Below are 23,553 nucleotides of genomic sequence, written 5' to 3'. Positions count from 1 at the left end.
AATGGTTGTCCGTACCCGGGCCAGGAATACGAGGTACTGGCGGTTGCTGTTACATCTAAGAGACAGATTAGCCCAGCACGCAGTGCAAATCTCGTGAAATCAAGGACACATTGGTGTTAACGCCAAGGGCTAGTCCTGACCGGGTTGGCCACCGCCGCCTCGCCAATGCGGTAATGCCCCAGCTTTTCAAGGGTCTGCAAGCGTGCACGGGCACGGTAGGCGTACTCGTTTTGTGGGTAACGCTGGATCAGGTATTCATAGGTCTGGGCAGCATCGACGTAGAGCTTTTGCCGCTCAAGGCACTGCCCCCGCAGCAGCGATACTTCCGGGTGGATGAACGGCCGGGCGCGACTGGTGCGATCGACCTGGGACAGCTCCAGCATGACCCGCTGGCAGTCGCCGCGATCATAGGCACGGTAGGCATTGTTCAGATGATGGTCCATCGACCACCGGGTGCAGCCGACGACACTGGCCGCGACAGCTAAAACGATCAGGGCTCGCATGGGGAATCTCCTTTGCTAGGCAGTGTATCGGCCAGATACGGTAAATCTTCACAGGCATTTGCAAGGATGCCCCACCGTTCAAATGCCACCCGTGCAGGATGCAAGGTAGTGCAACGGAACAATGACTACAGCGCAATTGAGGAGTAGCCTTTCGCTGCGCTTCACTATAGGAGTCTGTGCATGACCATCCGCCGTACCAAAATCGTCGCCACCCTTGGCCCCGCCAGCAACTCGCCGGAAGTGATCGAGCAATTGATCCTGGCCGGCCTGGACGTGGCACGCCTGAACTTCTCCCACGGCACTCCGGACGAGCACAAGGCCCGCGCTCGCCTGATCCGCGAGATCGCTGCCAAGAATGGTCGCCATGTCGCACTGCTGGGCGACCTGCAGGGTCCGAAGATCCGCATCGCCAAGTTCAGCAACAAGCGCATTGAACTGAAGATCGGTGACACCTTCACCTTCTCCACCGTCCACCCGCTGACCGAAGGCAACCAGGACATCGTCGGTATCGACTATCCCGACCTGGTCAAGGACTGCGGCGTCGGTGACGAACTGCTGCTCGATGACGGCCGCGTGGTCATGCGCGTCGAGACCGCCACTGCCGATGCCCTGCACTGCGTGGTGATCGTCGGTGGCCCGCTGTCGGACCACAAAGGCATCAACCGCAAAGGTGGCGGCCTGACCGCACCGGCCCTGACCGAAAAAGACAAGGCCGACATCAAGCTGGCCGCAGAAATGGACCTGGACTACCTGGCCGTGTCCTTCCCGCGCGATGCCAAGGACATGGAATACGCCCGCAAGCTGCGTGACGAAGCCGGCGGCAGCGCCTGGCTGGTAGCCAAGATCGAGCGCGCCGAAGCCGTAGCCGACGACGAGACCCTCGACGCCCTGATCGCCGCCTCCGACGCCGTCATGGTCGCCCGGGGTGACCTGGGTGTGGAAATCGGCGACGCCGAACTGATCGGTATCCAGAAGAAGATCATCCAGCACGCCCGCCGCAACAACAAAGCAGTGATCGTCGCGACCCAGATGATGGAGTCGATGATCCAGAACCCGATGCCGACCCGCGCAGAAGTGTCCGACGTGGCCAACGCCGTGCTCGACAACACCGACGCGGTCATGCTCTCGGCCGAAAGCGCCGCCGGTGCTTACCCGATCGAAGCGGTCCAGGCCATGGCGCGGATCTGCCAGGGTGCCGAGAAGCACCCGACCAACCAGAAATCCAGCCACCGCCTGCACACCACCTTCGAGCGCTGCGACGAAAGCATCGCGCTGGCCGCGATGTACACCGCCAACCACTTCCCCGGCGTCAAGGCGATCATCGCCCTTACCGAAAGTGGCTACACCCCGCTGATCATGTCGCGCCTGCGTTCGCACGTACCGATCTTCGCCCTGTCGCCGCACCGCGCTACCCAAGCGCGCGCGTCGATGTTCCGCGGCGTCTACCCGATCGCGTTCGACCCGGCTTCGCTGCCGGCCGACAAGGTCAGCCAAGCGGCGGTCGATGAGCTGCTCAAGCGCGGTCTGGTCGAGCAAGGTGACTGGGTCATCCTGACCAAAGGCGACAGCTACCACACCATTGGTGGCACCAACGGCATGAAGATCCTGCATGTCGGTGATCCGCTGGTCGGTTGATAGCCTTCGAAGGGGCCGCTCTGCGGCCCTTTCGCGGGACCAGCCCGCTCCCACAGGCCCACTGAACTCAAGGGCAGCAGGTTTTCTGTGGGAGCGGGCTTGCCCCGCGAAGAGGCCAGCATGAACACCGCAAAAAATCAGGCATGCTCGACAAACACATCGGCAAACACCTGATTCCTCGGCACCCCCGCAATAAACAGCCGCCGCGCAAACCGCTCCACACTCCCCGGCGAGCCGCACACCAGCGCCACGGTCTGCCGTGACGACGGCCGCAATGCCGCCAGTGCTTCATCCAGCTGCTGCGCCAGCACCCGCTCGACAGCCACCCCTTCAATAGCCTCCAGCGTCTCGGCAAGGTAATGCCCTGCGTGGTCACGCGCCACATGCATCACCCTGATTTCACCCCGATGCCCCTGCCGCAAAGCCTCACGCAGGATGCCCCACAATGGCGCAAGCCCTGTACCCGCCGCCAGCAACCAGAGCGGTCGCGCCTGCCAATCGGGGTCGTAATGCAGCGCCCCGCCTCTGAGCTCGCCCAGGCGCAACACATTACCCACTTGCAGCCCACGGGCCTTGTCGCAAAAAGCCCCTGGCCGCTGGCAGTCGATATGAAACTCGAGAAAATCATCTTCACCCGGCAGGCTTGCCAGCGAATAAGGCCGCGCGACCGAACCGTTCCACAGCACCACATGCTGGCCGGCCTGGTAACGCAGCACCCGCTCGGGCCGCAGGCGCAAGCGCAACACATCACCTAACCAGTCCATCGCGCAGACCTGCGCGGGAATACCATCCTGCAGCGGGTCGAACACCGCCACGCGCAAGTAGCCCACTACTCGGCACTGGCAGGCCAGGCGCCAACCCTGTGCATGTTTTTCCAGTGCCAGGGCTTCGGGCAAGGCATCCGCCGGTTGCCCCTCCAGGCAATGCACCAGGCAAGCGTGACAACTGCCGGCGCGGCAGCTGTAGGGCACATTCAACCCCGCCTCGTTCAAGGCATCGAGCAGGTTGCTGCCAGAAGGCACCGTCCAGCGGCGCTCGCCGACACTGAGTTCAGCCATGGTCATCATTTCTCCGGGTCTACAGCGCCACTCTAAGGCAAGCGGGCAGCGCCAGCAAAAAGGGTGCCCGTCGCTTGCCGACCATGGTCCAGACCACCCGCAGGTGTTTCGCCCACCGATGCGCGCTATACTGCCGCGCCTTTTTTGCGTCGGCCTGACCTGCCGACGCCTTGCCAGGCGTTTCGACGCGCAGGTGTGCAGCGTCGGAAAGCCTTTACGAATGTTCCCGTCTTTAAGAGGAGCGCGCTGCATGACCGTGATCAAGCAAGACGACCTGATTCAGAGCGTTGCCGACGCCCTGCAATTCATCTCGTACTACCACCCCGTCGACTTCATCCAGGCGATGCACGAGGCCTACCTGCGTGAAGAGTCGCCTGCTGCGCGCGATTCGATCGCCCAGATCCTGATCAACTCGCGCATGTGCGCCACAGGCCACCGCCCGATCTGCCAGGACACCGGTATCGTCACCGTGTTCGTGCGCGTCGGCATGGACGTGCGTTGGGACGGCGCCACCCTGAGCGTCGACGACATGATCAACGAAGGTGTGCGTCGCGCCTACAACCTGCCTGAAAACGTCCTGCGCGCCTCGATCCTGGCCGACCCGGCCGGTGCTCGCAAGAACACCAAGGACAACACCCCGGCCGTCATCCACTACTCGATCGTCCCTGGCGACAAGGTCGAAGTCGATGTCGCAGCCAAAGGCGGCGGCTCGGAAAACAAGTCGAAAATGGCCATGCTCAACCCATCCGACTCGATCGTCGACTGGGTCCTGAAGACCGTGCCGACCATGGGCGCTGGCTGGTGCCCGCCTGGGATGCTCGGCATCGGCATCGGCGGCACCGCCGAGAAAGCCGCGGTCATGGCCAAGGAAGTGTTGATGGAATCCATCGACATCCATGAGCTCAAGGCCCGTGGCCCACAGAACCGCATCGAAGAGATCCGCCTGGAGCTGTTCGACAAGGTCAACCAACTGGGCATCGGCGCCCAGGGCCTGGGCGGCCTTACCACCGTGCTCGACGTCAAGATCATGGACTACCCAACCCACGCCGCCTCGTTGCCGGTGTGCATGATCCCTAACTGCGCCGCCACCCGTCACGCTCACTTCGTGCTCGACGGTTCTGGCCCTGCCGAGCTGGAAGCGCCGTCGCTGGACGCCTACCCGGAAATCGTCTGGGAAGCCGGTCCAAGCGCCCGCCGGGTCAACCTGGACAACATCACCCCAGAAGAAGTCGCCAGCTGGAAGCCGGGCGAGACCATCCTGCTCAACGGCAAGATGCTCACTGGCCGCGATGCGGCGCACAAGCGCATGGTCGAAATGCTCAACCGTGGCGAAGAGCTGCCGGTCGACCTGAAAGGCCGCTTCATCTACTACGTCGGCCCAGTCGATCCGGTCGGTGACGAAGTGGTTGGCCCAGCCGGCCCGACCACCGCAACGCGGATGGACAAGTTCACTCGCCAGATCCTTGAGCAAACTGGCCTGCTGGGCATGATCGGCAAGTCCGAGCGCGGCCCGACCGCGATCGAAGCGATCAAGGACAACAAGGCCGTGTACTTGATGGCCGTTGGCGGCGCTGCCTACCTGGTAGCTCAAGCGATCCGTAAATCGCAAGTGCTGGCCTTTGCCGAACTGGGCATGGAAGCGATCTACGAGTTCGAGGTCAAGGACATGCCGGTCACCGTCGCGGTGGACAGCAACGGTGAGTCGGTGCACATCACCGGTCCCGCACTGTGGCAGAGCAAGATCGCTGAAAGCCTGGCGGTAGAAGTTAAGTAACTCCACTTCGCTGGGTATAGAAGAACCGCCCTACATGGGCGGTTTTTTTTTGATCGCGATCTGCCGGCCAGTCAGGAAATCCTGGTCCCGAGCACCTTGAGAAACGCCGCCAACCAAGCAGGATGTGCCGGCCAGGCGGGCGCCGTAACCAGATTGCCCTCGACATGGGCCTGATCCACCGCGATATCGATGAACGTGCCGCCAGCCAATTTCACCTCAGGCGCGCAGGCAGGATAGGCACTGCACTCCCGGCCCTCCAGCACACCGGCAGCAGCTAGAAGCTGGGCACCGTGACAGACCGCTGCAATCGGTTTGTTAGCCTGATCGAACGCCTTGACCAAAGCCAGCACCTGTTCATTCAGCCGCAGGTACTCAGGCGCACGCCCACCGGGGATCACCACGGCATCGTAGCTTTCTGCTCGCACCTGAACGAAATCAAAGTTCAGGGCAAAGTTGTGCCCAGGTTTTTCGCTGTAGGTCTGCTCACCTTCAAAGTCATGGATCGCCGTGCGTACGGTCTGCCCGGCGATTTTTTCCGGGCAGACTGCGTGCACGGTATGGCCGACCATGGTCAGGGCCTGGAACGGCACCATTACCTCGTAATCCTCGACGTAGTCGCCCACCAGCATGAGAATTTTCTTTGCCGTCATTGCAAGCACCTCTCTGTTTGGGGTGTCTGTGCCGGCCTCATTGCGGGGCAAGCCCGCTCCCACAGGCCCCGCGAAGAGGCTGGTGCAGACACATTAAATAAGCCAGCAGGAACGCCAACGATAGCTGGTAAAACCGCGCTCAGCTGCGCCGATCGAGCAACAACACCACCAACCGATCCAGCCATCCCCACACCCGTTGCTTGACCCGGCGCCAGAGCGGGCGCGCATTCCAGTGATCCAGGTCGACCTCCTGGCTCAGGAGGAAATCCCGCTCGAAGCTGGCCGCCACCGCCGCCGTCAAGGGCGGGTCGAGCGCCTCGACATTGGCCTCCAGATTGAAGCGCAGGTTCCAATGGTCAAAGTTGCACGAGCCGACGCTGACCCAATCGTCGATCAGCACCATCTTCAGGTGCAAAAAGCACGGCTGATACTCAAAGATGCGCACCCCCGAGCGGAGCAAGCGCGGATAGTAGCGATGACCGGCATAGCGCACCGACGGGTGATCGGTGCGCGGGCCGGTCAGCAGCAGACGCACATCGATCCCGCGTGACGCCGCCCGGCGCAGGGAGCGACGCACGCTCCAGGTCGGCAGGAAATACGGCGTCGCCAGCCAGATCCGGCGCTGGCCGCTGTTCAGCGCACGTACCAGCGAATGGAGGATGTCGCGGTGCTGGCGGGCATCGGCGTAGGCCACCCGGCCCATGCCCTGACCCTGCGCCGGCACTTTCGGCAAGCGCGGCAGACCGAAGCCCTCAGGCGGGCGCCAGGCCGTGCGGCGGTTGTTGGCGTGCCATTGGCGATCGAACAACAGTTGCCAGTCACTGACGATCGGCCCCTGCATCTGCACCATCACTTCGTGCCATTCGCTGGCATCGGCGTCCGGGGTCCAGAACTCATCGGTGACCCCGGTCCCGCCCACCACCGCCCAGCGCTCATCGACCAGCAGTAGCTTGCGGTGGTCGCGATAAAGATTGCGAAAACCGCGACGCCAGTTCAGCCGGTTGTACCAGCGCAGCAGCACCCCAGCGCTGAGCAAGCGCTCGCGCAGTGCCGAGGTAAACGCCAATGAGCCATAGTCATCGAACAGGCAGCGCACCCGCACGCCTCGCCGTGCTGCCTGCTCCAGCGCGTCGACTACCGCCTCGGCACAGGCACCGGCCTCAACCAGGTACAACTCCAGGTCAACCTGGTGCTGGGCGCGCACGATCGCCGTGAGCATGCGCGGAAAAAACGCGGGGCCGTCGATCAGCAGTTCGAACTGGTTGCCATCGCGCCAGGGAAAGACCGGCCCCGGCATGTCAGCGGGCGGTGAAGATCAGCACCGCATTGACCGGCACCGACGGGTTGATCGAGTTGAGCTTGGCAAATTTGCGCAGGCTCTCAAGGCCCGGCAGCAGACCATAATCACTGGCGCGCAGGATCAGCGGTTCGAGGGTGACCACCTGGAAACGCCGCTCATCCAGACGGGTGGCCAGCAGCAGGGCGTTGTAGCTGTGCGACTGGCCGTGCAGGGTGACGGTGACCGGCAAGCGCAACTCGATCTGCGCACCGTCAGCCAGGTCGTTGATCGGGCGTAGATCGATCTGCGCCTTGACCGTGGCCTCGGGGAAGCGCTCGAACTCGAACAAGCCATCGCGCATACGCTCGTCGCGCAGTGGAATGCCGCTGCTCACCGAATCCATCTCGATGCTCAGCCCTGCCGTGCCCTTGCGGTCGACCTTGCCATGCAGCACCAGGAAGCGATGCACCTCGATGGTGTCGCCATTCTTGCCTGTGACAAATGACAAGCGCGACGACTCGCCGTCGAGGTGCCAGTTGGCGTGAGCGGGCAGGCACAAAGCCAGCAGCAGGGCAGGCAGGAGGCGGGCAAACTTGAACATGGAAAATCCTGTGAAACAAAGCGTTCAACCTTACTCGCCCGCCTTCACGGCAGCAAGCGGCAGCCCTCACGCGGGCCCTGCCAAGCGGCTTGATTGCTGCGGCCAAGGCCCTCGGCGATAACCAAACGGGTGGCGCCGTCCTCTTGCAGGCGAGTGAGCGGCAGGTACTGCTGCACATAAACTCGACAGTAGTGCTCGTCCAAGCCCATGACGAAGCGGCACGAGCAGTACTCCTTGGCCGAGTAGGCTGAGAGAATCCCCGGGAAGTCCGCTAGCGCTTGCCGCTCATGCCAGGCCCACGCCAGCAGCAGGGCAACTAACAGCCACAGCACGCGCCTCATCTACCCTCCCCAGTCACCGCCGCCAGGACCCGCTTGAGCAACGCGTTGTGGCTGTAGCTGCGATCGCGATCATCGCCATAGCGCACCACCACCAGTTTCTGGCTCGGCAGTACATACAGCGCCTGCCCCCAGTGGCCGAGCGCGGCGTACACATCTTGCGGGGCGTCTGGCCAGGGTGGCGGATGGCCCGGCACTGGTCGGTTGAGCCACCAGTGGCCGCCCGGGTTGGCCTCACCCTCGATAGCTTGCGCATGAGCAAACAGTGCTCGATTGAAGGCGACCCAATCGACGGGTAGCAATTGCCGATCTTGCCACCGACCTTCCCGGAGCATCAGCAAACCGATGCGTCCCAGGTCGCGGGCGCTCAGGTACAGATAGGAGGAGCCGACAAAGGTCCCGGCGCGATCGCGTTCCCACACGGCACTGTCGATGCCCAGCGGGATGAACAGCGCTTGCCAGGGATAACTGGCGTACTGCTGCGGGTCGAGCATCCCGCGCAAGGCAGCGGCCAGCAGGTTGCTGTCGCCGCTGGAATAGCGACTGCGTTGGCCTGGCGCCTGGTCAGCAGCCATTGCCGCCGTGTAGGCCGCCATATCCTGGCGACCGCGGGTATAGAGCATGGCCACCACCGAAGATTTCAGCGGGGCGTATTCGTAATCCTCCTGCCAGGCCAGGCCGCTTGCCCAGTGCAAAAGATCGACCAGGCGCAGCTCAGGGTGCTTGGCCAAAGGTGGGTAAAAGCGCGCTGCCTGATCTTCTAGCCGGAACCGCTGTTGGCCATAAGCTACGCCGAGCAGCGTGGCCAGCACGCTTTTGCTCACCGACCAAGTCAAGTGCGAGGTATTGGCTGCAGTCGGCGCGTAGTAGCGCTCATACAGGATGCGGCCATCACGAATGATCAGCAGTGCATCGCTACGCACGCCACTGCGCTCGGTCTCGTTGCGTTCGGGGAAGGCATAGTCGTCGACGGGCCGCCAGTCGATGGCAGTAGGTTGGCTTTGCCAGTCAGGTACAGGCCAGTCCTGCGCTGGCGCCGCACAGGCCAGCAGCGACAGCAGCCACAGCCCACCGCGAAACACGCGCATGCCCCGCCCTCTCATCTACGATCAGGCGAGCCTGGCAGCGTTTCATGACAGTCCGACGGCGGCCCAGGCCTTGGCCAAGCGCTTATCCCGTGCGGCAGTGGCCAGGGCCAGCACGCCCTGGTCGCGCTGCCACAACTGCGCCCACTGCTCAGGCCCTGCGGCCAAGGCTTGGTCGAGCTCGCCATGCAAGGCGTGGAACTGGGCGAACAGGCCGCCTAACAACAGATGGCAGCCCACACTGTCGGCGCACTGCCGGCTACCTTCAGCGCAGCCGCCGAGCAGGCCCAGCAGACGCAGTTGCAACGCCTGGGGCCAGGCACTTTCCTGGCCGACGCCATACAACCAGGCCACCAGGGCGGCCAGTACATACAGATCTTCCAGAGAACGGAACGGCTTGACGTAGGCGTCCCAGCCATCGCCCGCCAGCAGCTCGCAGGCGGCGTGCTGCAACGTCAGGCGAGCATGGCCGACTTCGGGCATCAGCGGCAGGGTCGGCAACGCCTCCAGGGTCACCCCCGGCTCACCTGGGTAAACCACCGCCAGCTTCAACTGAGCAGACTCGCCTGCAGCTTCGCAACGCGCCGCCACCAGCAGCCATTCAGCTTCGAGCCCGGCGGTGACGAAGTCCTTGCGCCCGGTCACACGCAAGCCCTCCAGGCGGCTGTGCATATCTGCCGGACGCACGCTGCGCCGCTCGGTGGCGCACAACGCGCCGAGCGCGGCCGGGGCGCTGGGCCAGAGCACGCGCAAGGCCGCCTGATAGCCGATCAGGAACGCCAGCCCCGGGGTGGCCATGGCCCGCCCGCCGAGCACCGCCAATTCGAACGGCGCAACGGTGCCCAGGCGTTCGATCTGCGCGGCATAGGTTTGCCCAAGGCTGGCGGCCAGGGGTTGGCGTAATGGGTCGTTAAGTCGTTGCAACCAGGCCATCAGACGCTCCTTAAAAGGCTGTCACGCAAGCATCACCAAAGATTCACCGAGGTGACACCAGGCGTACCTAGGCTGACTTTGCACAACAAAGCCGACCGGCCGCAACCCTTAATGGCTGGCTTATGGAGACTCGTAATGACTCGGATCGCTCGCTCTGGCGACAACAGCACTGAACGCCGTCTGCAAGCCGAACGCCTGGTCGGCGCTGCGGCCCTGCAGGAAGCACAAGCCCTGCGTTTCAAGGTGTTCAGCGCCGAATTCAAGGCCAAGCTCAAAGGCGCCGAACAGGGCCTGGACATGGATGACTACGATATCCACTGCCGCCACATTGGCGTACGCGACCTGACTACGGGCGAATTGGTCGCCACCACCCGCCTGCTCGACCACCAGGCCGCCAGCAGCCTGGGTCGCTTCTACAGCGAAGAAGAATTCAGCCTACATGGCCTGCTGCAGCTGCAAGGCCCGATTCTCGAACTGGGCCGCACCTGCGTCGCCGCCGAGTACCGCAACGGCGGCACCATTGCGGTACTCTGGGGCGAGCTGGCCGAAGTCCTCAACGAAGGCCATTACAGCTACCTGATGGGCTGCGCCAGCATTCCCATGCAGGACGGCGGCGTGCAGGCCCACGCCATCATGCAGCGCCTGCGTGAGCGCTACCTGTGCACCGAACACTTGCGCGCCGAGCCGAAGAAACCGCTGCCAAGCCTGGCCCTGCCGAACAATGTCATCGCCGAGATGCCGCCATTGCTCAAGGCCTACATGCGCCTGGGCGCGAAGATCTGCGGCGAGCCCTGCTGGGACGAAGACTTCCAAGTCGCCGACGTGTTCATCCTGCTCAAGCGCGACGATCTCTGCCCGCGCTACGCCCGCCACTTCAAGGCAGCGGTCTGATGCTGCGGCTGCGGGTGATCGCCCGCCTGGCCCGGTTGCTGATGGTGCTGTTGCTCGGCGCTGGCATGGCTAGCGTGGTGGCTGTACGCGAACGCCTGGGGCTGGAGATGTCGATCGAGCGACGCCAGCGCTGGAGCCGGTTTTTCATGCAACGGCTGGTCGCCGCCCTGCCCTTTGAGGTGCAGGTGATCGGCGAGTTACCGCAACGCCCCATGTTGTGGATCGGCAACCACGTGTCCTGGACTGACATTCCGCTGCTGGGCATGCTCACTCCGCTGTCATTTCTGTCCAAGGCCGAGGTGCGTCACTGGCCATTGGCGGGCTGGCTGGCAGAGAAAGCCGGGACGTTGTTCATCCGCCGCGGCGGTGGTGATGGCCAACGCCTGCGTGAGCAGATCAGCGCGCAATTGGCTGAGCAGCGGCCTTTACTGATTTTCCCCGAAGGCACCACCACCGATGGGCGCAGCTTGCGCACCTTCCATGGCCGCCTGCTGGCGGGTGCGATTGACCAGGGGACGCCGGTGCAGCCGGTGGCGATTCAGTACTTGCGTGAAGGTGAGGTCGACTCGATCGCGCCGTTCATTGGCGATGATGACCTGCTGTCGCACTTGATGCGTTTGCTTGCTCAGCCGCGTGGGCAGGTGCAGATTCACCTGTTGCCACCGATCGACAGCCTGGAAAAAGAACGTGCGGTCCTGGCCTTACAGGCGCAGCAGGCCATTCATATGGCGCTGTTCGGTGCTGAAGAAATCGAGGTGGCGCCTCGTCGACAGGCACGTGCGGCCTGATGGTCTGTTGAAATCAGTACCGGCCTCTTCGCGGCGGTTCGGCGCCCCGACAAGCCCGCTCCCACAGGGTCCTGCGGCGACCCCAGGAGCATCGCCGTACCTGTGGGCTCCAACAAGGACCGCTCTGAACCCGAGGGCAACGCCGTACCTGTGGGAGCGGGCTTGCCCGCGAAGAGGCGGGGTCTGCTGACACATCATCAACGGCCAGCCGCAAATGCCTGCAACTGCGGATAAAACTCACGAAAGTCCGCCAGTAACGGCTCATACAACTCGTCCAATTCGCCCATCACCCCCGCCATCCCCTCAGGCCGCGACAAGCGCCGGGCGATACCCTTGAACACCTGCTCCAGCGTCGCGAAATCCCCATACGCCCCCAGCCAATCATCCGCCGCCATCAACGGCGCAATCTGCGCCAAGCGCCCCGGCAGCTCAGGCTCGGCCAGCAACACCTGATAGAACCCGTGGGTGAACTGCGCCAATGGCTGCTCGGCATAGTCCTGCCAATGCCGCGCCAGGCAATGATCGAAAAACACATCCAGGACGATCCCGGCGTAACGCCGCCGCTCACGCGGAAAACGCGCCAGCGACGCCAGCACCAGCGGGTGGCTGTCGGTAAAACTGTCGATCTGCCGGTGCAGCCGAATCGCCGCCTCAAGCATCGGTGGAAAGCGCCCTTGCAAGCCGCCTTTGACGAAATCGCCATACAGGCTGCCGAGCAATTGCTGCGGCTGCTGGCCGCCCAGGTGCAAGTGTGCGAGGTAGTTCATGGCGCCCAGTCTAGCACTGGCCGCAGGCATATCGTTATAACGCGATATAGCGATTGGCGCTGAGCTCAGAACCTCTTCATATTTGTATATCGCTAAATACCGATTTATATTTCGCCCCATCGCGATATACCGCTACACATCCCGAGCCCCTCTCATGCCTCTCGATCTCGACGAAATAATAAAAGCCCTGTCCCACCCGGTACGGCGAGACATCCTTAGCTGGCTGAAAGACCCGGCGGCGCAATTCCCCGACCAGCACCACAGCACCGAACACGGTGTCTGTGCCGGGCAGATCGACCAACGCTGCGGCCTGTCGCAGTCGACCGTCTCTGCGCACCTGGCGACGTTGCAGCGTGCCGGCCTGATCAGCAGCCAGAAGATCGGTCAGTGGCACTTCTTCAAACGCAACGAGGACACCATCCAGGCGTTTCTCAAGCAAATGAGCCAAGAGCTCTGAAAAGGACCTTGCAATGCCGCTTCCTCTCTTGATCCTGGCGCTCAGCGCCTTCGCCATCGGCACCACCGAATTCGTCATCATGGGCCTGCTGCCCGAGGTCGCGCTGGATTTGGGTGTGTCGATCCCTGGTGCCGGCTGGCTGGTGACCGGCTACGCCCTGGGCGTGGCCATCGGCGCGCCGTTCATGGCCCTGGCCACCGCCCGCCTGCCGCGTAAAGCCGCACTGGTGACGCTGATGGGCGTGTTCATCGTCGGCAACCTGCTGTGTGCGGTGGCCAGCGACTACAACCTGCTGATGTTCGCCCGTGTGGTCACCGCGCTGTGTCACGGTGCGTTCTTCGGTATCGGCTCTGTGGTCGCCGCCAGCCTGGTGCCAGCCAATCGCCGCGCCTCGGCCGTGGCGTTGATGTTCACCGGCCTGACCTTGGCCAACGTGCTTGGTGTGCCGCTGGGCACGGCGCTGGGGCAGGTGGCGGGTTGGCGTTCGACCTTCTGGGCAGTCACCGGTATCGGCGTGATCGCGCTGATCGGCCTGGTGCGCTTCCTACCGCTGCAACGTCAGCAAGAAGCGGTGGACATGCGCGCTGAGCTTGCCGCCCTCAAGGGTATCGGCATCTGGCTGTCGCTGAGCATGACCGTGCTGTTCGCCGCCTCGATGTTCGCCCTGTTCACCTATGTCGCGCCGCTGCTCGGTGATGTCACCGGCGTCTCGCCACGCGGGGTGACCTGGACCCTGCTGCTGATCGGCCTGGGCCTGACCCTGGGCAACATCCTCGGTGGCAAGCTGGCTGACCGCCGCCTAGGCGCCACCCTGGTCGGCGTGTTCGCCGCCATGGCCGTGGTGTCCACCGCGCTGAGCTGGACCAGCAGCGCCCTGGTGCCGGCCGAGATCACCCTGTTCCTCTGGGCTACTGCCGCGTTTGCCGCAGTGCCGGCCTTGCAGGTCAACGTGGTCAGCTACGGCAAGGCCGCACCGAATCTGGTCTCGACCCTGAATATCGGCGCGTTCAACCTGGGCAATGCCTTGGGCGCCTGGGTCGGTGGCAGCGTCATCGCCCATGGCCTGGGCCTGACCCGCGTGCCGCTGGCCGCAGCGGCCCTGGCGCTGCTGGCGTTGATCGTCACCCTGATCGCTTTCAGCCAGCGCGGTGGCGACGCCGAACTGGCCACTGCTTCCCATTGATCCTTGCGAGGTAACACCGATGACCACGCTGTTCGATCCGTTGACCTTGGGCGAGCTGCAACTGCCCAACCGCATCATCATGGCGCCGCTGACCCGTTGCCGCGCCGACGCCGGCCGGGTGCCCAACGCCCTGATGGCCGAGTACTACGTACAGCGCGCCAGCGCCGGGCTGATCATCAGCGAGGCGACCTCTGTCACGCCAATGGGCGTCGGTTATCCGGACACCCCAGGGATCTGGTCCAACGACCAGGTGCGCGGCTGGAACAACGTGACCAAGGCGGTGCATGGGGCTGGCGGGCGAATCGTCCTGCAGCTGTGGCATGTTGGCCGCATCTCCCATCCCAGCTACCTCAATGGCGAATTACCGGTCGCACCGAGTGCGATCCAGCCCAAAGGCCATGTCAGCCTGGTCCGGCCGCTGGCCGAATACCCCACACCACGGGCCCTGGAAAGCGAAGAGATCGCCGATATCGTCGATGCCTATCGGGTTGGTGCGGAAAATGCCAAGGCGGCGGGTTTCGATGGCGTGGAGATTCATGGCGCCAACGGTTACCTGCTCGATCAGTTTTTGCAAAGCAGCACCAACCAGCGCAACGACAACTACGGTGGTTCGCTGGAGAACCGCGCACGACTGCTGCTGGAAGTGACCGATGCGGTGATCGAGGTATGGGGCGCGGGCCGCGTTGGCGTGCACCTGGCGCCGCGGGCCGATGCCCATGATATGGGCGATGCCGATCGGGTCGAGACCTTTACCTACGTTGCCCGCGAATTGGGCAAGCGTGGTATTGCGTTTATCTGCTCGCGGGAAAAACAGGCCGATGACAGCATTGGGCCGCTGATCAAGCAAGCCTTTGGCGGGCCGTATATCGTCAATGAGCGGTTCGACAAGGCCAGTGCCAATGCGGCGTTGGCCAGCGGTACGGCGGACGCGGTGGCGTTTGGTATTGCCTTTATCGCCAATCCGGACTTGCCGGCGCGGTTGGCTGCCGATGCGCCGCTCAATGAGCCGCGTCCGGAGACCTTCTATGGCAAGGGGGCGGTGGGGTATATCGATTATCCGCGGTTGTAAGTGACATCCCGGGGCCGCTGTGCGCCCCTTCGCGGGCAAGCCCGCTCCCACAGCGATAGCGTCAATCTTAGGTCCGGCGCGGTACCTGTGAGAGCGGGCTTGCCCGCGAAAGGCCGCAAAGCGGCCTCACGATCTCTAGGGCCGGGCGTTGATCTGCTGCTGCAAGTTCTGAATCTGGCTCTGCAGGGTGTTGATGCTGCGGGTGGTCTGCCCGCGGAACGCATCGAACTCCTGCACCGAAGCCCCACCAGCTGCGGCCGCTGGCTTGTTGTCGACCTGGCTCTTGAGCACCAGCACATCCTGCTCCAGGCTCTCGATCGCCGCGCTCGGATTGCCCTGCTTCTTCAACGCTGCAACTTCACTGCTCAAGCTCTTGAGCTCGCTGTCCAGCTTGCCACCGTCCAACTGCCCCGACTTGAGGGCCGCCAGCTCAGCGTTGACCGCTTTCAGTTGCGCCTGCAACTGGCTCTGCAACTCGGTCACCGCTTTTTGCTGCTCGCGGGTATCGGCCAGCACCTGCTCCAGGCGCTTGCCCAAATCCCCGGCTTGCCCCGCCACCCCCTGCTGCTGCTTGCCCTGTTCGGCCAAGCTTGCCTGCAACTGGCGAATCTGCAACTTCAACGCCTCGCTCCCGGTGCTGACGCTGGCATCGCTGGCATCGACCTTGCCGCTGATCGCCTGCAAGCGACCGGCAGCTTCTTCGCTGATGCGGGCGAAGCTTTCCTGGGTGGCCACCAGTTGCTGCTCCATCAGCGAGATCTGCTGAAAACTCCACCAGCCCAACCCGGCCAAGGCGATGAACGACGCGCCCAGCAGTGCCCACAGCGGGCCATTGCTGGCCGGCCGCGCGGCCTTCTGCCGCGTGCGTGCGACATGCGCAGGGAGCAGTTCATCATCATCGGGGGTGCCGGCGCGCAGGGTGGGCACGTCGTCGAAATCGTCTCGAGCATCGTTACGCATGGGTGGATTCAACCGCGGTGGTGGCAAAGAGGCATTTGGGTTTGTACGAAAAGTCGCCGAGCGGCGATCAGGCAAGGCGAAAACAGGCGAGGAACGGTCGGAGTCGCGCCCGACTTTACTGATTGTAAATGAGCATTCCGAGCCTGTTTTCAACGCAGCATGATCGTCGCGCAGGCACTTTTCGAACAAAGCCTAGTATAAACCGCGCAAACGGCGGCGCACTGATGACCATCATACCTGCGCCAGGTTCACTGGTTGCCTGGGACGTTCTTCCACCACGCGCAGAATTCATCCAGCGCGCTCCACAAGCTGACCTGCGGGCGGTAGTCCAGATACTGGCGAGCGCGGCTGATGTCGAGGGTGAAGTCCTTGCTCATCACCTGCATGCCTAAGCGCGACAAGGTCGGCTGCGGGCGACCGGGCCAGAGCATGCAGGCGGCTTCGTTCAGGGCCGCCATGCTGTAGGCCAGGCCGTAGGAGCGGTAGCGGGTGACCTGCGGCAGATGCATCTGGCGCATCACGTAGTTGACCACATCCCACAGCGGCAACGGCTGGCCATTGCTGATGTTGTAGGCCTGGCCCAAGGCCTGGTCATCGGCGAACAGCGCGCTGAGCAGCGCCTCGTTGAGGTTGTGCACACTGGTGAAGTCGACCTTGTTCAGGCCGTTGCCGATGATCGCCAGGCGACGTTTGCGCTGCATCTGCATCAGCCGGGGGAAAATGCTCGCGTCGCCTGCGCCGGTGACGAAACGCGGCCGCAATGCCAGCACCTCAAGACCAAACTCCTGGGCACCAAAGACCTTCTGCTCGGCGAGATACTTGGTGGTCGCGTAATGATCGTGCAAGCGCCGCGGCACCTGGTCTTCACGGATATCCAGGCGCGAGCGGCCATTGAAGTAGATCGACGGCGACGACAGGTGCACCAAGCGACGCACGTGCTCCTTGATGCAGCCTTCGACCACGTTCTCGGTGACCACCACGTTAGCCTGATGGAAATCCTGGTAGCGGCCCCAGTTACCCACCGCCCCAGCACAGTGCACCACCGCATCGACGCCCTGGCACAGGCGCCGGGCCAGTTCGGCATCGCCCAGATCGCCGGGGATGAACTGCGCGCCACGCTTGACCAGGTGCTCCACGCCTTCGGCACGCCGGCCATTGACGCGCACGTCCAGGCCCTGCTCCAGGGCAAAACGCGCAAAGCGCCCGCCAATGAAGCCGCTCGCGCCGGTGACCAGAATTCGCATGTAACACTCCGCCTTGCCAGATTTCAGATGCAGTTGACGTCGCCAGCCCCTACAAGGGCACCAGCCAGCCCGGCGCCATCTGGCGCAGGTGCTCGGTCAATTGCGCGAGCAGTTGCCCGCCGTTGCGCCAATGATGCCAGTACAGCGGCACATCGATAGGGGTATCGGCGCAGATTTCCACTAATTCACCTCCCTGCAGCTGCGCGGCGACCTGGCGCTCCGGCACCAGCCCCCAGCCCAGGCCTGCTTCGGTCAGGCGCAAAAAGCCTTCGGAAGACGGGCACAGGTGATGCAGGAAGCCTTCCTGAATGCCCAGTGAAGCCAGGTAACGATGCTGGAGAAAATCATCCGGGCCGAACACGATCGCCGGGGTGCGCGCCAGCCGCTTGGGGTCAAAGCCATGGGGGAAGTAGCGAGCCATGAACGCCGGGCTTGCCAGGGCTCGATAGCGCATCGCCCCCAGCAGCAGGCTGCGCGCCCCGGCCACCGGCCGTTCGCTGCCACACAGGCACGCCGCCACTTCGCCGGCGCGCATGCGTTTAAGGCCCACTTCCTGATCCTCCACCACCAGGTCCAGCAACACCTGCTGCTCGGCGCAGAAGGTGCCCACGGCGCCTGCCCACCAGGTCGCCAGGCTATCGGCGTTGAGGGCAATCCGCAGACGCTCGGGCATGCCCTCCTCGTCCAGCGCCGGCACTTGGCGCTGCAAGTCGCGCTCAAGTAAACGCACCTGCTGCACATGGTTGAGCAACTGCCGGCCGACTTCGGTAGGGCTGGGCGGGGTAGCCCGCACCAGCACCGGCTGGCCGACCCGCGCCTCGAGCAACTTGATGCGCTGAGAGATCGCCGACTGCGACAGCCCCAGGACCTGCGCCGCACGCTCGAAACCGCCCTGTTCGATCACCGCAGCGAGGGCGGCAAGCAGTTTGTAATCGAACATCGATTTTCCTAATGACTGATCAGCTTTATTTGTTTTTCTTATACAGCGGGATTATCCACAATGACAGCATTCAATCAGCAAAACAGCGTCGACCTGGCGGTCGGCGTCAGTGGAGTGTTCGCGCTATGTGGCAAAGCTATCTAAACGGCATGTTGGTCGCCTTTGGCCTGATCATGGCCATCGGCACGCAGAACGCCTTTGTCCTGGCCCAGAGCCTGCGCCGCGAGCACCACCTGCCGGTGGCCTTGTTGTGCATCGTGTGTGACGCCATTCTGGTCGCTGCCGGGGTGTTTGGCCTGGCCACGGTACTGGCGCATAACCCGATGCTGCTGGCGGCAGCGCGCTGGGGCGGCGCGGTGTTTCTCATCTGGTATGGCGCCAAGGCGCTGCAACGGGCGTGCTCCAAGCAGAGCCTGCAACAACAGGAAGGCCAGGGCATGCGCTCACGTCGCGCGGTACTGCTCAGCGCCTTGGCCGTGACCTTGCTCAACCCGCACGTGTATCTCGATACGGTGCTGCTGATCGGCTCGCTGGGCGCCCAGCAAAGCGTACCCGGAGCCTATGTGGCGGGGGCTGCCAGCGCCTCGCTGGTGTGGTTCTTCACCCTCGCCCTGGGCGCCGCTTGGCTGGCCCCGTGGCTGGCGCGACCCACCACCTGGCGCCTGCTCGACCTGATGGTGGCAGTGATGATGTTCGCCGTGGCTGCGCAGTTGATCTTCAATTGACGGCCATAGGTCAGCGGCCATGTAACCGCTCTGGAACCTCTATTCCCTATAGTTGTTGCGTGGTTATGCGCCGGGGCTGGTGATATGATCCAGAGCTTGCGTCGCAAAGAGTACAAACTCGCCGACGTTTACCGGGCCGCCCGTGATCGGCCTTGCGCAAACCGCGAACTAGACCTGAATCAGGAGATCCACCATGGCTTTTGAATTGCCGCCGCTGCCCTACGCCCACGATGCCCTGCAGCCGCACATCTCCAAGGAAACCCTGGAGTATCACCACGACAAGCACCACAACACCTACGTCGTGAACCTGAACAACCTGGTCCCAGGCACTGAATTCGAAGGCAAGACCCTGGAAGAGATCGTCAAGACCTCTTCGGGCGGCATCTTCAACAACGCCGCTCAGGTCTGGAACCACACCTTCTACTGGAACTGCCTGGCGCCAAACGCTGGCGGTCAGCCGACCGGTGCTCTGGCCGACGCCATCAACAGCGCTTTCGGTTCCTTCGACAAGTTCAAGGAAGAGTTCACCAAGACTTCGGTTGGCACTTTCGGTTCCGGCTGGGGCTGGCTGGTGAAGAAGGCTGACGGTTCCCTGGCGCTGGCCAGCACCATCGGCGCTGGCAACCCGCTGACCAACGGCGACACCCCGCTGCTGACCTGCGACGTCTGGGAGCACGCCTACTACATCGACTACCGCAACGTCCGTCCGAAGTACGTCGAGGCGTTCTGGAACCTGGTCAACTGGAAGTTCGTTGCCGAGCAGTTCGAAGGCAAGACCTTCACTGCCTGAGTGGCTTCTGGCTTGTAGAAAAAACCCGGCACTTGCCGGGTTTTTTTGTGGCTGCGCTATGGCTTGGCGCTAGAGAAGCCTGGGGCATGCACAGCGAGGCCAAGGGCAGCCCCGATCAGTGCCAGCCACTACAATTTTTCACCGTCTGGCGCCCTTCTCCCTCTTGCTCCCCTGGCATAGCGCGCTAACATCAAACGTCTGGAAAGTTGACGCAACGCACTCAAGTCGCAGGGGCGCGCAACCGATACAGTACCGAAGGCAGCAAGGTCGATAGTCTATTGCCGAAGCTAATGGCAAAATAGTGGCATGCGCATGGATTAAGGAAACCCCATTGAAGCTGGAATTTCGCAACAGCTTATCGGTCAAGTTGCTCAGGGTCGTGCTGCTTTGCGCACTGGCGGTCGGCGTGGTTCTGAGCTGTGCGCAGATCGTCTACGACACCTACAAGACCCGCCAGGCCGTGAACAATGATGCCCAGCGCATCCTCGACATGTTCCGCGACCCGTCGACCCAGGCTGTGTATAGCCTCGACCGGGAAATGGGCATGCAGGTCATGGAAGGCCTGTTCCAGGACGAGTCGGTGCGCATGGCCTCTATCGGCCACCCCAACGAAACCATGCTGGCGGAAAAATCCCGGCCGCTGCAGGACATGTCCATGCGCTGGCTGACCGACCTGTTTCTCGGCCAGGAACGCACCTACACCACTCAACTGGTCGGCCGCGGCCCCTATAGCGAATACTACGGCGACCTGAGCATTACCCTCGACACCGCCGCCTATGGCGAAGATTTTCTGATCAACGCAGTGATCATCTTCATCTCCGGGGTGCTGCGCGCGCTGGCCATGGGCCTGGTGCTGTACCTGGTCTATCACTGGCTGCTGACCAAGCCGTTGTCGAAAATCATCGAACACCTCACCCAGATCAACCCCGACCGCCCCAGCCAGCATCAGATTCCATTGATCAAGGGTCATGAACGCAACGAACTGGGGCTGTGGGTCAATACTGCCAACCAGCTGCTGGCGTCGATCGAACGCAACACGCATCTGCGCCACGAAGCCGAAAACAGCCTGCAACGCATGGCCCAGTACGACTTCCTCACCGGTCTGCCCAACCGCCAGCAGTTGCAACAGCAGCTCGACCAGATCCTCGTCGATGGCGGCCGCCTGCAACGGCGCGTGGCGGTACTGTGCGTGGGCCTGGACGACTTCAAAAGCATCAACGAGCAATTCAACTACCAGGTCGGCGACCAGTTGCTGCTGGCCCTGGCCGACCGTCTGCGCGCCCACAGCGGCCGCCTTGGCGCCCTGGCGCGCTTGGGTGGCGATCAATTCGCCCTGGTCCAGGCCAATATCGAGCAGCCCTATGAAGCGGCCGAGCTGGCCCAGAGCATCCTCGATGATCTGGAAGCGCCGTTCGCCGTCGACCTGCAGGAAATCCGCCTGCGCGCGACCATCGGCATCACCCTGTTCCCGGAAGACGGTGACAGCACCGAGAAGCTGCTGCAAAAAGCCGAGCAGACCATGACCCTGGCCAAGGCCCGCTCGCGCAACCGCTACCAGTTCTACATCGCCAGCGTCGACAGCGAGATGCGTCGGCGCCGCGAGCTGGAAAAAGACCTGCGTGAAGCGCTGCCGCGCAACCAGCTGTACCTGGTCTACCAGCCGCAGATCAGCTATCGCGATCATCGCGTGGTCGGCGTCGAAGCGCTGCTGCGCTGGCAGCACCCGGAACTGGGCATGGTCCCGCCGGATCAGTTCATCCCACTGGCCGAGCAGAACGGCAACATCATCAGCATCGGCGAATGGGTGCTCGACCAAGCCTGCCGGCAGCTGCGTGAATGGCACGACCTGGGCTTCAGCGAATTGCGCATGGCGGTCAACCTGTCGACCGTGCAGCTGCACCACAATGAGCTGCCGCGGGTGGTCAACAACCTGCTGCAGGCCTACCGCCTGCCACCGCGCAGCCTGGAGCTGGAAGTCACCGAGACCGGCCTGATGGAAGACATCAGCACCGCCGCCCAGCACCTGCTGAGCCTGCGCCGCTCCGGCGCGCTGATCGCCATCGACGACTTCGGTACGGGTTATTCCTCGCTCAGCTATTTGAAATCGCTGCCGCTGGACAAGATCAAGATCGACAAGAGCTTCGTCCAGGACCTGCTCGATGACGATGACGACGCGACCATCGTTCGCGCCATCATCCAGCTGGGCAAGAGCCTGGGCATGCAGGTGATCGCCGAAGGCGTGGAGACCGCCGAACAAGAGACCTACATCATTGCCCAGGGTTGTCATGAAGGTCAGGGCTATCACTACAGCAAACCGTTGTCGGCCCGGGAGCTCACCGCCTTCCTGCGCCAGGCGCAACGCAATCAGGTGTCGGCGCTGTAACCCTTGCCACTGCTGAGAATGCCCTGGCAACGGGCATTTGCATGAATTGCGTGCCCACCCCTTTACAGCAAATGCAAATCTTTCGCATGATGTTGCGGTTTCGCGTGCCACGCCGCGCAGTCCAACCACACGACGCAGGGAAACCAATAATGATTCGAATGCCTCTGGCCTCCGCCAGTCTGCTGGCCATCGCCATCGCTCTCGCCGGTTGCGGCGAAGGCAAGGACGACAAGGCTGCCGCACCGCAAGCCCAGGCACCTGCTGCCGCCAGCACCGCTGCTGCGGCGCCTGGGGCGATCGACGAAGCCGCCGGCAAGGCCGTGGTCAAGCACTACGCCGAGCTGGTCCATGCCGTGTACAGCGACTCGCTGAGCACCGCCAAGACCCTGCATAGCGCCATCGACGCGTTCCTGGCCAAGCCTAACGATGAAACCCTGAAAGCGGCCAAAGACGCCTGGGCCGCCTCGCGCGTGCCTTACCTGCAGAGCGAGGCGTTCCGCTTTGGCAACACCATCATCGACGACTGGGAAGGCCAAGTTAACGCCTGGCCGCTGGACGAAGGCCTGATCGACTACGTCGACAAGAGCTACGAGCACGCCCTGGGTAACCCAGCCGCCAGCGCCAACATCATCGCCAACACCGAGATCCAGGTCGGCGAAGACAAGATCGACGTCAAGGACATCACCCCCGAGAAGCTCGCCAGCCTCAATGAGCTGGGCGGTTCGGAAGCCAACGTCGCCACCGGCTACCACGCCATCGAATTCCTGCTCTGGGGCCAGGATCTCAACGGCACCGGCCCAGGCGCGGGCAACCGCCCAGCGACCGACTACCTGGAAGGCAAAGGCGCCACTGGCGGTCACAACGAGCGTCGCCGTGCCTACCTCAAAGCGGTCACCGACCTGCTGGTCAAAGACCTCGAAGAGATGGTTGGCAACTGGGCACCGAACGTCGCCGACAACTACCGCGCCAAGCTTGAAGCCGAGCCGGTCAACGACGGCGTGCGCAAGATGCTGTTCGGCATGGGCAGCCTGTCGCTGGGTGAACTGGCCGGCGAGCGCATGAAGGTCTCCCTGGAAGCCAACTCGCCTGAAGACGAGCACGACTGCTTCAGCGACAACACCCACTACTCGCACTTCTACGACGCCAAGGGTATCCGCAACGTCTACCTGGGCGAGTACACCCGAGTCGATGGCAGCAAGCTGACCGGCCCGAGCCTGTCGTCGCTGGTGGCCAAGGTCGACCCGGCCGCTGACGCCACCCTCAAGGCTGACCTGGAGGCCACCGAGGCCAAGATCCAGGTCATCGTTGACCACGCGCTCAAGGGCGAGCACTACGATCAGCTGATCGCCGCCGACAACGCTGCCGGCAACCAGATCGTGCGTGACGCCATCGCCTCGCTGGTCAAGCAGACCGGCGCGATCGAGCAGGCTGCCGGCAAGCTGGGCATTGCCAACCTGAACCCGGATACCGCTGATCACGAATTCTGATCGGCTGATCCTG

Annotated in this window: 23 protein-coding genes; 11 read left to right on the top strand and 12 right to left on the bottom strand. The window is 63.1% G+C overall.

Features of this window, described 5'->3' with window-relative positions; translation table 11 throughout:
• Positions 1-116: 116 nt before the first annotated feature.
• Positions 117-503 carry a tetratricopeptide repeat protein gene (locus tag ACI2JX_RS11375; protein ID WP_264236540.1) on the bottom strand — a complete coding sequence of 129 codons (387 nt, stop codon included), beginning with the start codon at positions 501-503 and terminating at the stop codon, positions 117-119.
• A 180-nt stretch (positions 504-683) separates the two neighbouring features.
• On the opposite strand from ACI2JX_RS11375, the gene pyk reads away from it, so the two are divergent.
• Positions 684-2,138 carry a pyruvate kinase gene (gene pyk, locus ACI2JX_RS11370; protein ID WP_186553926.1) on the top strand — a complete coding sequence of 485 codons (1,455 nt, stop codon included), beginning with the start codon at positions 684-686 and terminating at the stop codon, positions 2,136-2,138.
• A gap of 137 nt (positions 2,139-2,275) precedes the next feature.
• Here pyk and ACI2JX_RS11365 read toward each other — a convergent pair whose 3' ends face one another.
• Positions 2,276-3,196, bottom strand: a complete 921-nt coding sequence (locus ACI2JX_RS11365; RefSeq protein WP_404690095.1) for an iron-sulfur-binding ferredoxin reductase — start codon at positions 3,194-3,196, stop codon at positions 2,276-2,278.
• A gap of 250 nt (positions 3,197-3,446) precedes the next feature.
• Here ACI2JX_RS11365 and ACI2JX_RS11360 point away from each other — a divergent pair, with 250 nt between their 5' ends.
• The gene (locus tag ACI2JX_RS11360) at positions 3,447-4,970 is read left to right on the top strand and encodes a fumarate hydratase (protein ID WP_264236538.1); all 1,524 of its coding nucleotides are present in this window, start codon (positions 3,447-3,449) and stop codon (positions 4,968-4,970) included.
• 71 nt (positions 4,971-5,041) lie between these two features.
• Here the strand turns inward: ACI2JX_RS11360 and ACI2JX_RS11355 are convergent, their stop codons facing one another.
• From ACI2JX_RS11355 to ACI2JX_RS11330, 6 genes are all read right to left on the bottom strand, one after another.
• Positions 5,042-5,620: a DJ-1/PfpI family protein gene (locus ACI2JX_RS11355; RefSeq protein ID WP_404690094.1), complete on the bottom strand. Its 579-nt coding sequence runs from the start codon at positions 5,618-5,620 to the stop codon at positions 5,042-5,044.
• A gap of 139 nt (positions 5,621-5,759) precedes the next feature.
• Positions 5,760-6,917 (bottom strand): phosphatidylserine/phosphatidylglycerophosphate/cardiolipin synthase family protein, encoded by a 1,158-nt coding sequence (locus ACI2JX_RS11350; protein WP_368972822.1) that lies wholly within the window; start codon positions 6,915-6,917, stop codon positions 5,760-5,762.
• 1 nt (position 6,918) lies between these two features.
• Positions 6,919-7,500 (bottom strand): YceI family protein, encoded by a 582-nt coding sequence (locus tag ACI2JX_RS11345; RefSeq protein ID WP_264236535.1) that lies wholly within the window; start codon positions 7,498-7,500, stop codon positions 6,919-6,921.
• Between the two features lie 44 nt (positions 7,501-7,544).
• Complete coding sequence (locus ACI2JX_RS11340) at positions 7,545-7,841, bottom strand: amidase (protein WP_404690093.1); 297 nt, start codon at positions 7,839-7,841, stop codon at positions 7,545-7,547.
• Positions 7,838-8,926, bottom strand: a complete 1,089-nt coding sequence (locus tag ACI2JX_RS11335; RefSeq protein WP_404690092.1) for a serine hydrolase domain-containing protein — start codon at positions 8,924-8,926, stop codon at positions 7,838-7,840. Before ACI2JX_RS11335 ends, ACI2JX_RS11340 begins: the two co-directional genes overlap by 4 nt.
• Positions 8,927-8,968: 42 nt before the next feature.
• Positions 8,969-9,856, bottom strand: coding sequence for an acyl-CoA dehydrogenase (locus ACI2JX_RS11330; RefSeq protein WP_404690091.1), 888 nt, complete (start codon positions 9,854-9,856; stop codon positions 8,969-8,971).
• Positions 9,857-9,991: 135 nt separating this feature from the next.
• On the opposite strand from ACI2JX_RS11330, the gene olsB reads away from it, so the two are divergent.
• Together olsB and ACI2JX_RS11320 are read left to right on the top strand one after the other, a co-directional pair.
• Positions 9,992-10,747 (top strand): L-ornithine N(alpha)-acyltransferase, encoded by a 756-nt coding sequence (gene olsB, locus ACI2JX_RS11325; protein WP_186553917.1) that lies wholly within the window; start codon positions 9,992-9,994, stop codon positions 10,745-10,747.
• Entirely contained in the window at positions 10,747-11,535 is a 789-nt protein-coding gene (locus tag ACI2JX_RS11320; protein ID WP_404690090.1) for a lysophospholipid acyltransferase family protein, read from the top strand. The genes olsB and ACI2JX_RS11320 overlap by 1 nt, the downstream gene beginning before the upstream one ends.
• A gap of 197 nt (positions 11,536-11,732) precedes the next feature.
• Here the strand turns inward: ACI2JX_RS11320 and ACI2JX_RS11315 are convergent, their stop codons facing one another.
• Entirely contained in the window at positions 11,733-12,302 is a 570-nt protein-coding gene (locus ACI2JX_RS11315) for an ACP phosphodiesterase (protein ID WP_264236528.1), read from the bottom strand.
• Between the two features lie 154 nt (positions 12,303-12,456).
• On the opposite strand from ACI2JX_RS11315, the gene ACI2JX_RS11310 reads away from it, so the two are divergent.
• The 3 genes from ACI2JX_RS11310 to ACI2JX_RS11300 are packed head-to-tail and all read left to right on the top strand — an operon-like array spanning position 12,457 to position 15,011.
• A complete protein-coding gene (locus tag ACI2JX_RS11310) occupies positions 12,457-12,759 on the top strand; it encodes a helix-turn-helix transcriptional regulator (RefSeq protein WP_264236527.1) in 303 nt (100 codons plus the stop codon).
• A gap of 13 nt (positions 12,760-12,772) precedes the next feature.
• A complete protein-coding gene (locus tag ACI2JX_RS11305) occupies positions 12,773-13,942 on the top strand; it encodes an MFS transporter (protein ID WP_264236526.1) in 1,170 nt (389 codons plus the stop codon).
• Between the two features lie 19 nt (positions 13,943-13,961).
• Complete coding sequence (locus ACI2JX_RS11300; protein ID WP_264236525.1) at positions 13,962-15,011, top strand: alkene reductase; 1,050 nt, start codon at positions 13,962-13,964, stop codon at positions 15,009-15,011.
• Positions 15,012-15,146: 135 nt separating this feature from the next.
• Here ACI2JX_RS11300 and ACI2JX_RS11295 read toward each other — a convergent pair whose 3' ends face one another.
• The 3 genes from ACI2JX_RS11295 to ACI2JX_RS11285 form a co-directional block, all read right to left on the bottom strand.
• Positions 15,147-15,971 (bottom strand): ATPase, encoded by an 825-nt coding sequence (locus tag ACI2JX_RS11295; RefSeq protein ID WP_264236524.1) that lies wholly within the window; start codon positions 15,969-15,971, stop codon positions 15,147-15,149.
• 248 nt (positions 15,972-16,219) lie between these two features.
• The gene (locus tag ACI2JX_RS11290; RefSeq protein ID WP_186553910.1) at positions 16,220-17,215 is read right to left on the bottom strand and encodes an NAD(P)-dependent oxidoreductase; all 996 of its coding nucleotides are present in this window, start codon (positions 17,213-17,215) and stop codon (positions 16,220-16,222) included.
• Between the two features lie 49 nt (positions 17,216-17,264).
• Positions 17,265-18,155, bottom strand: coding sequence for a LysR family transcriptional regulator ArgP (locus ACI2JX_RS11285; protein ID WP_368972814.1), 891 nt, complete (start codon positions 18,153-18,155; stop codon positions 17,265-17,267).
• Between the two features lie 125 nt (positions 18,156-18,280).
• Here ACI2JX_RS11285 and ACI2JX_RS11280 point away from each other — a divergent pair, with 125 nt between their 5' ends.
• From ACI2JX_RS11280 to ACI2JX_RS11265, 4 genes are all read left to right on the top strand, one after another.
• Positions 18,281-18,880, top strand: a complete 600-nt coding sequence (locus tag ACI2JX_RS11280) for a LysE/ArgO family amino acid transporter (RefSeq protein WP_186553908.1) — start codon at positions 18,281-18,283, stop codon at positions 18,878-18,880.
• 193 nt (positions 18,881-19,073) lie between these two features.
• On the top strand, positions 19,074-19,670 hold the full coding sequence (locus ACI2JX_RS11275) for a superoxide dismutase (RefSeq protein ID WP_186553907.1): 597 nt from the start codon (positions 19,074-19,076) through the stop codon (positions 19,668-19,670).
• Between the two features lie 331 nt (positions 19,671-20,001).
• Positions 20,002-22,053 (top strand): bifunctional diguanylate cyclase/phosphodiesterase, encoded by a 2,052-nt coding sequence (locus ACI2JX_RS11270; RefSeq protein WP_186553906.1) that lies wholly within the window; start codon positions 20,002-20,004, stop codon positions 22,051-22,053.
• Between the two features lie 149 nt (positions 22,054-22,202).
• On the top strand, positions 22,203-23,540 hold the full coding sequence (locus ACI2JX_RS11265) for an imelysin family protein (protein ID WP_404690089.1): 1,338 nt from the start codon (positions 22,203-22,205) through the stop codon (positions 23,538-23,540).
• Positions 23,541-23,553 lie beyond the last annotated feature (13 nt).

The sequence above is a fragment of the Pseudomonas sp. NPDC088890 genome, from assembly GCF_044900155.1.
Classification (GTDB): Bacteria; Pseudomonadota; Gammaproteobacteria; order Pseudomonadales; family Pseudomonadaceae; genus Aquipseudomonas; species Aquipseudomonas urmiensis.
Note: the sequence above shows the minus strand (reverse complement) of the source record. Positions and strands in the feature narration are given on the sequence as shown.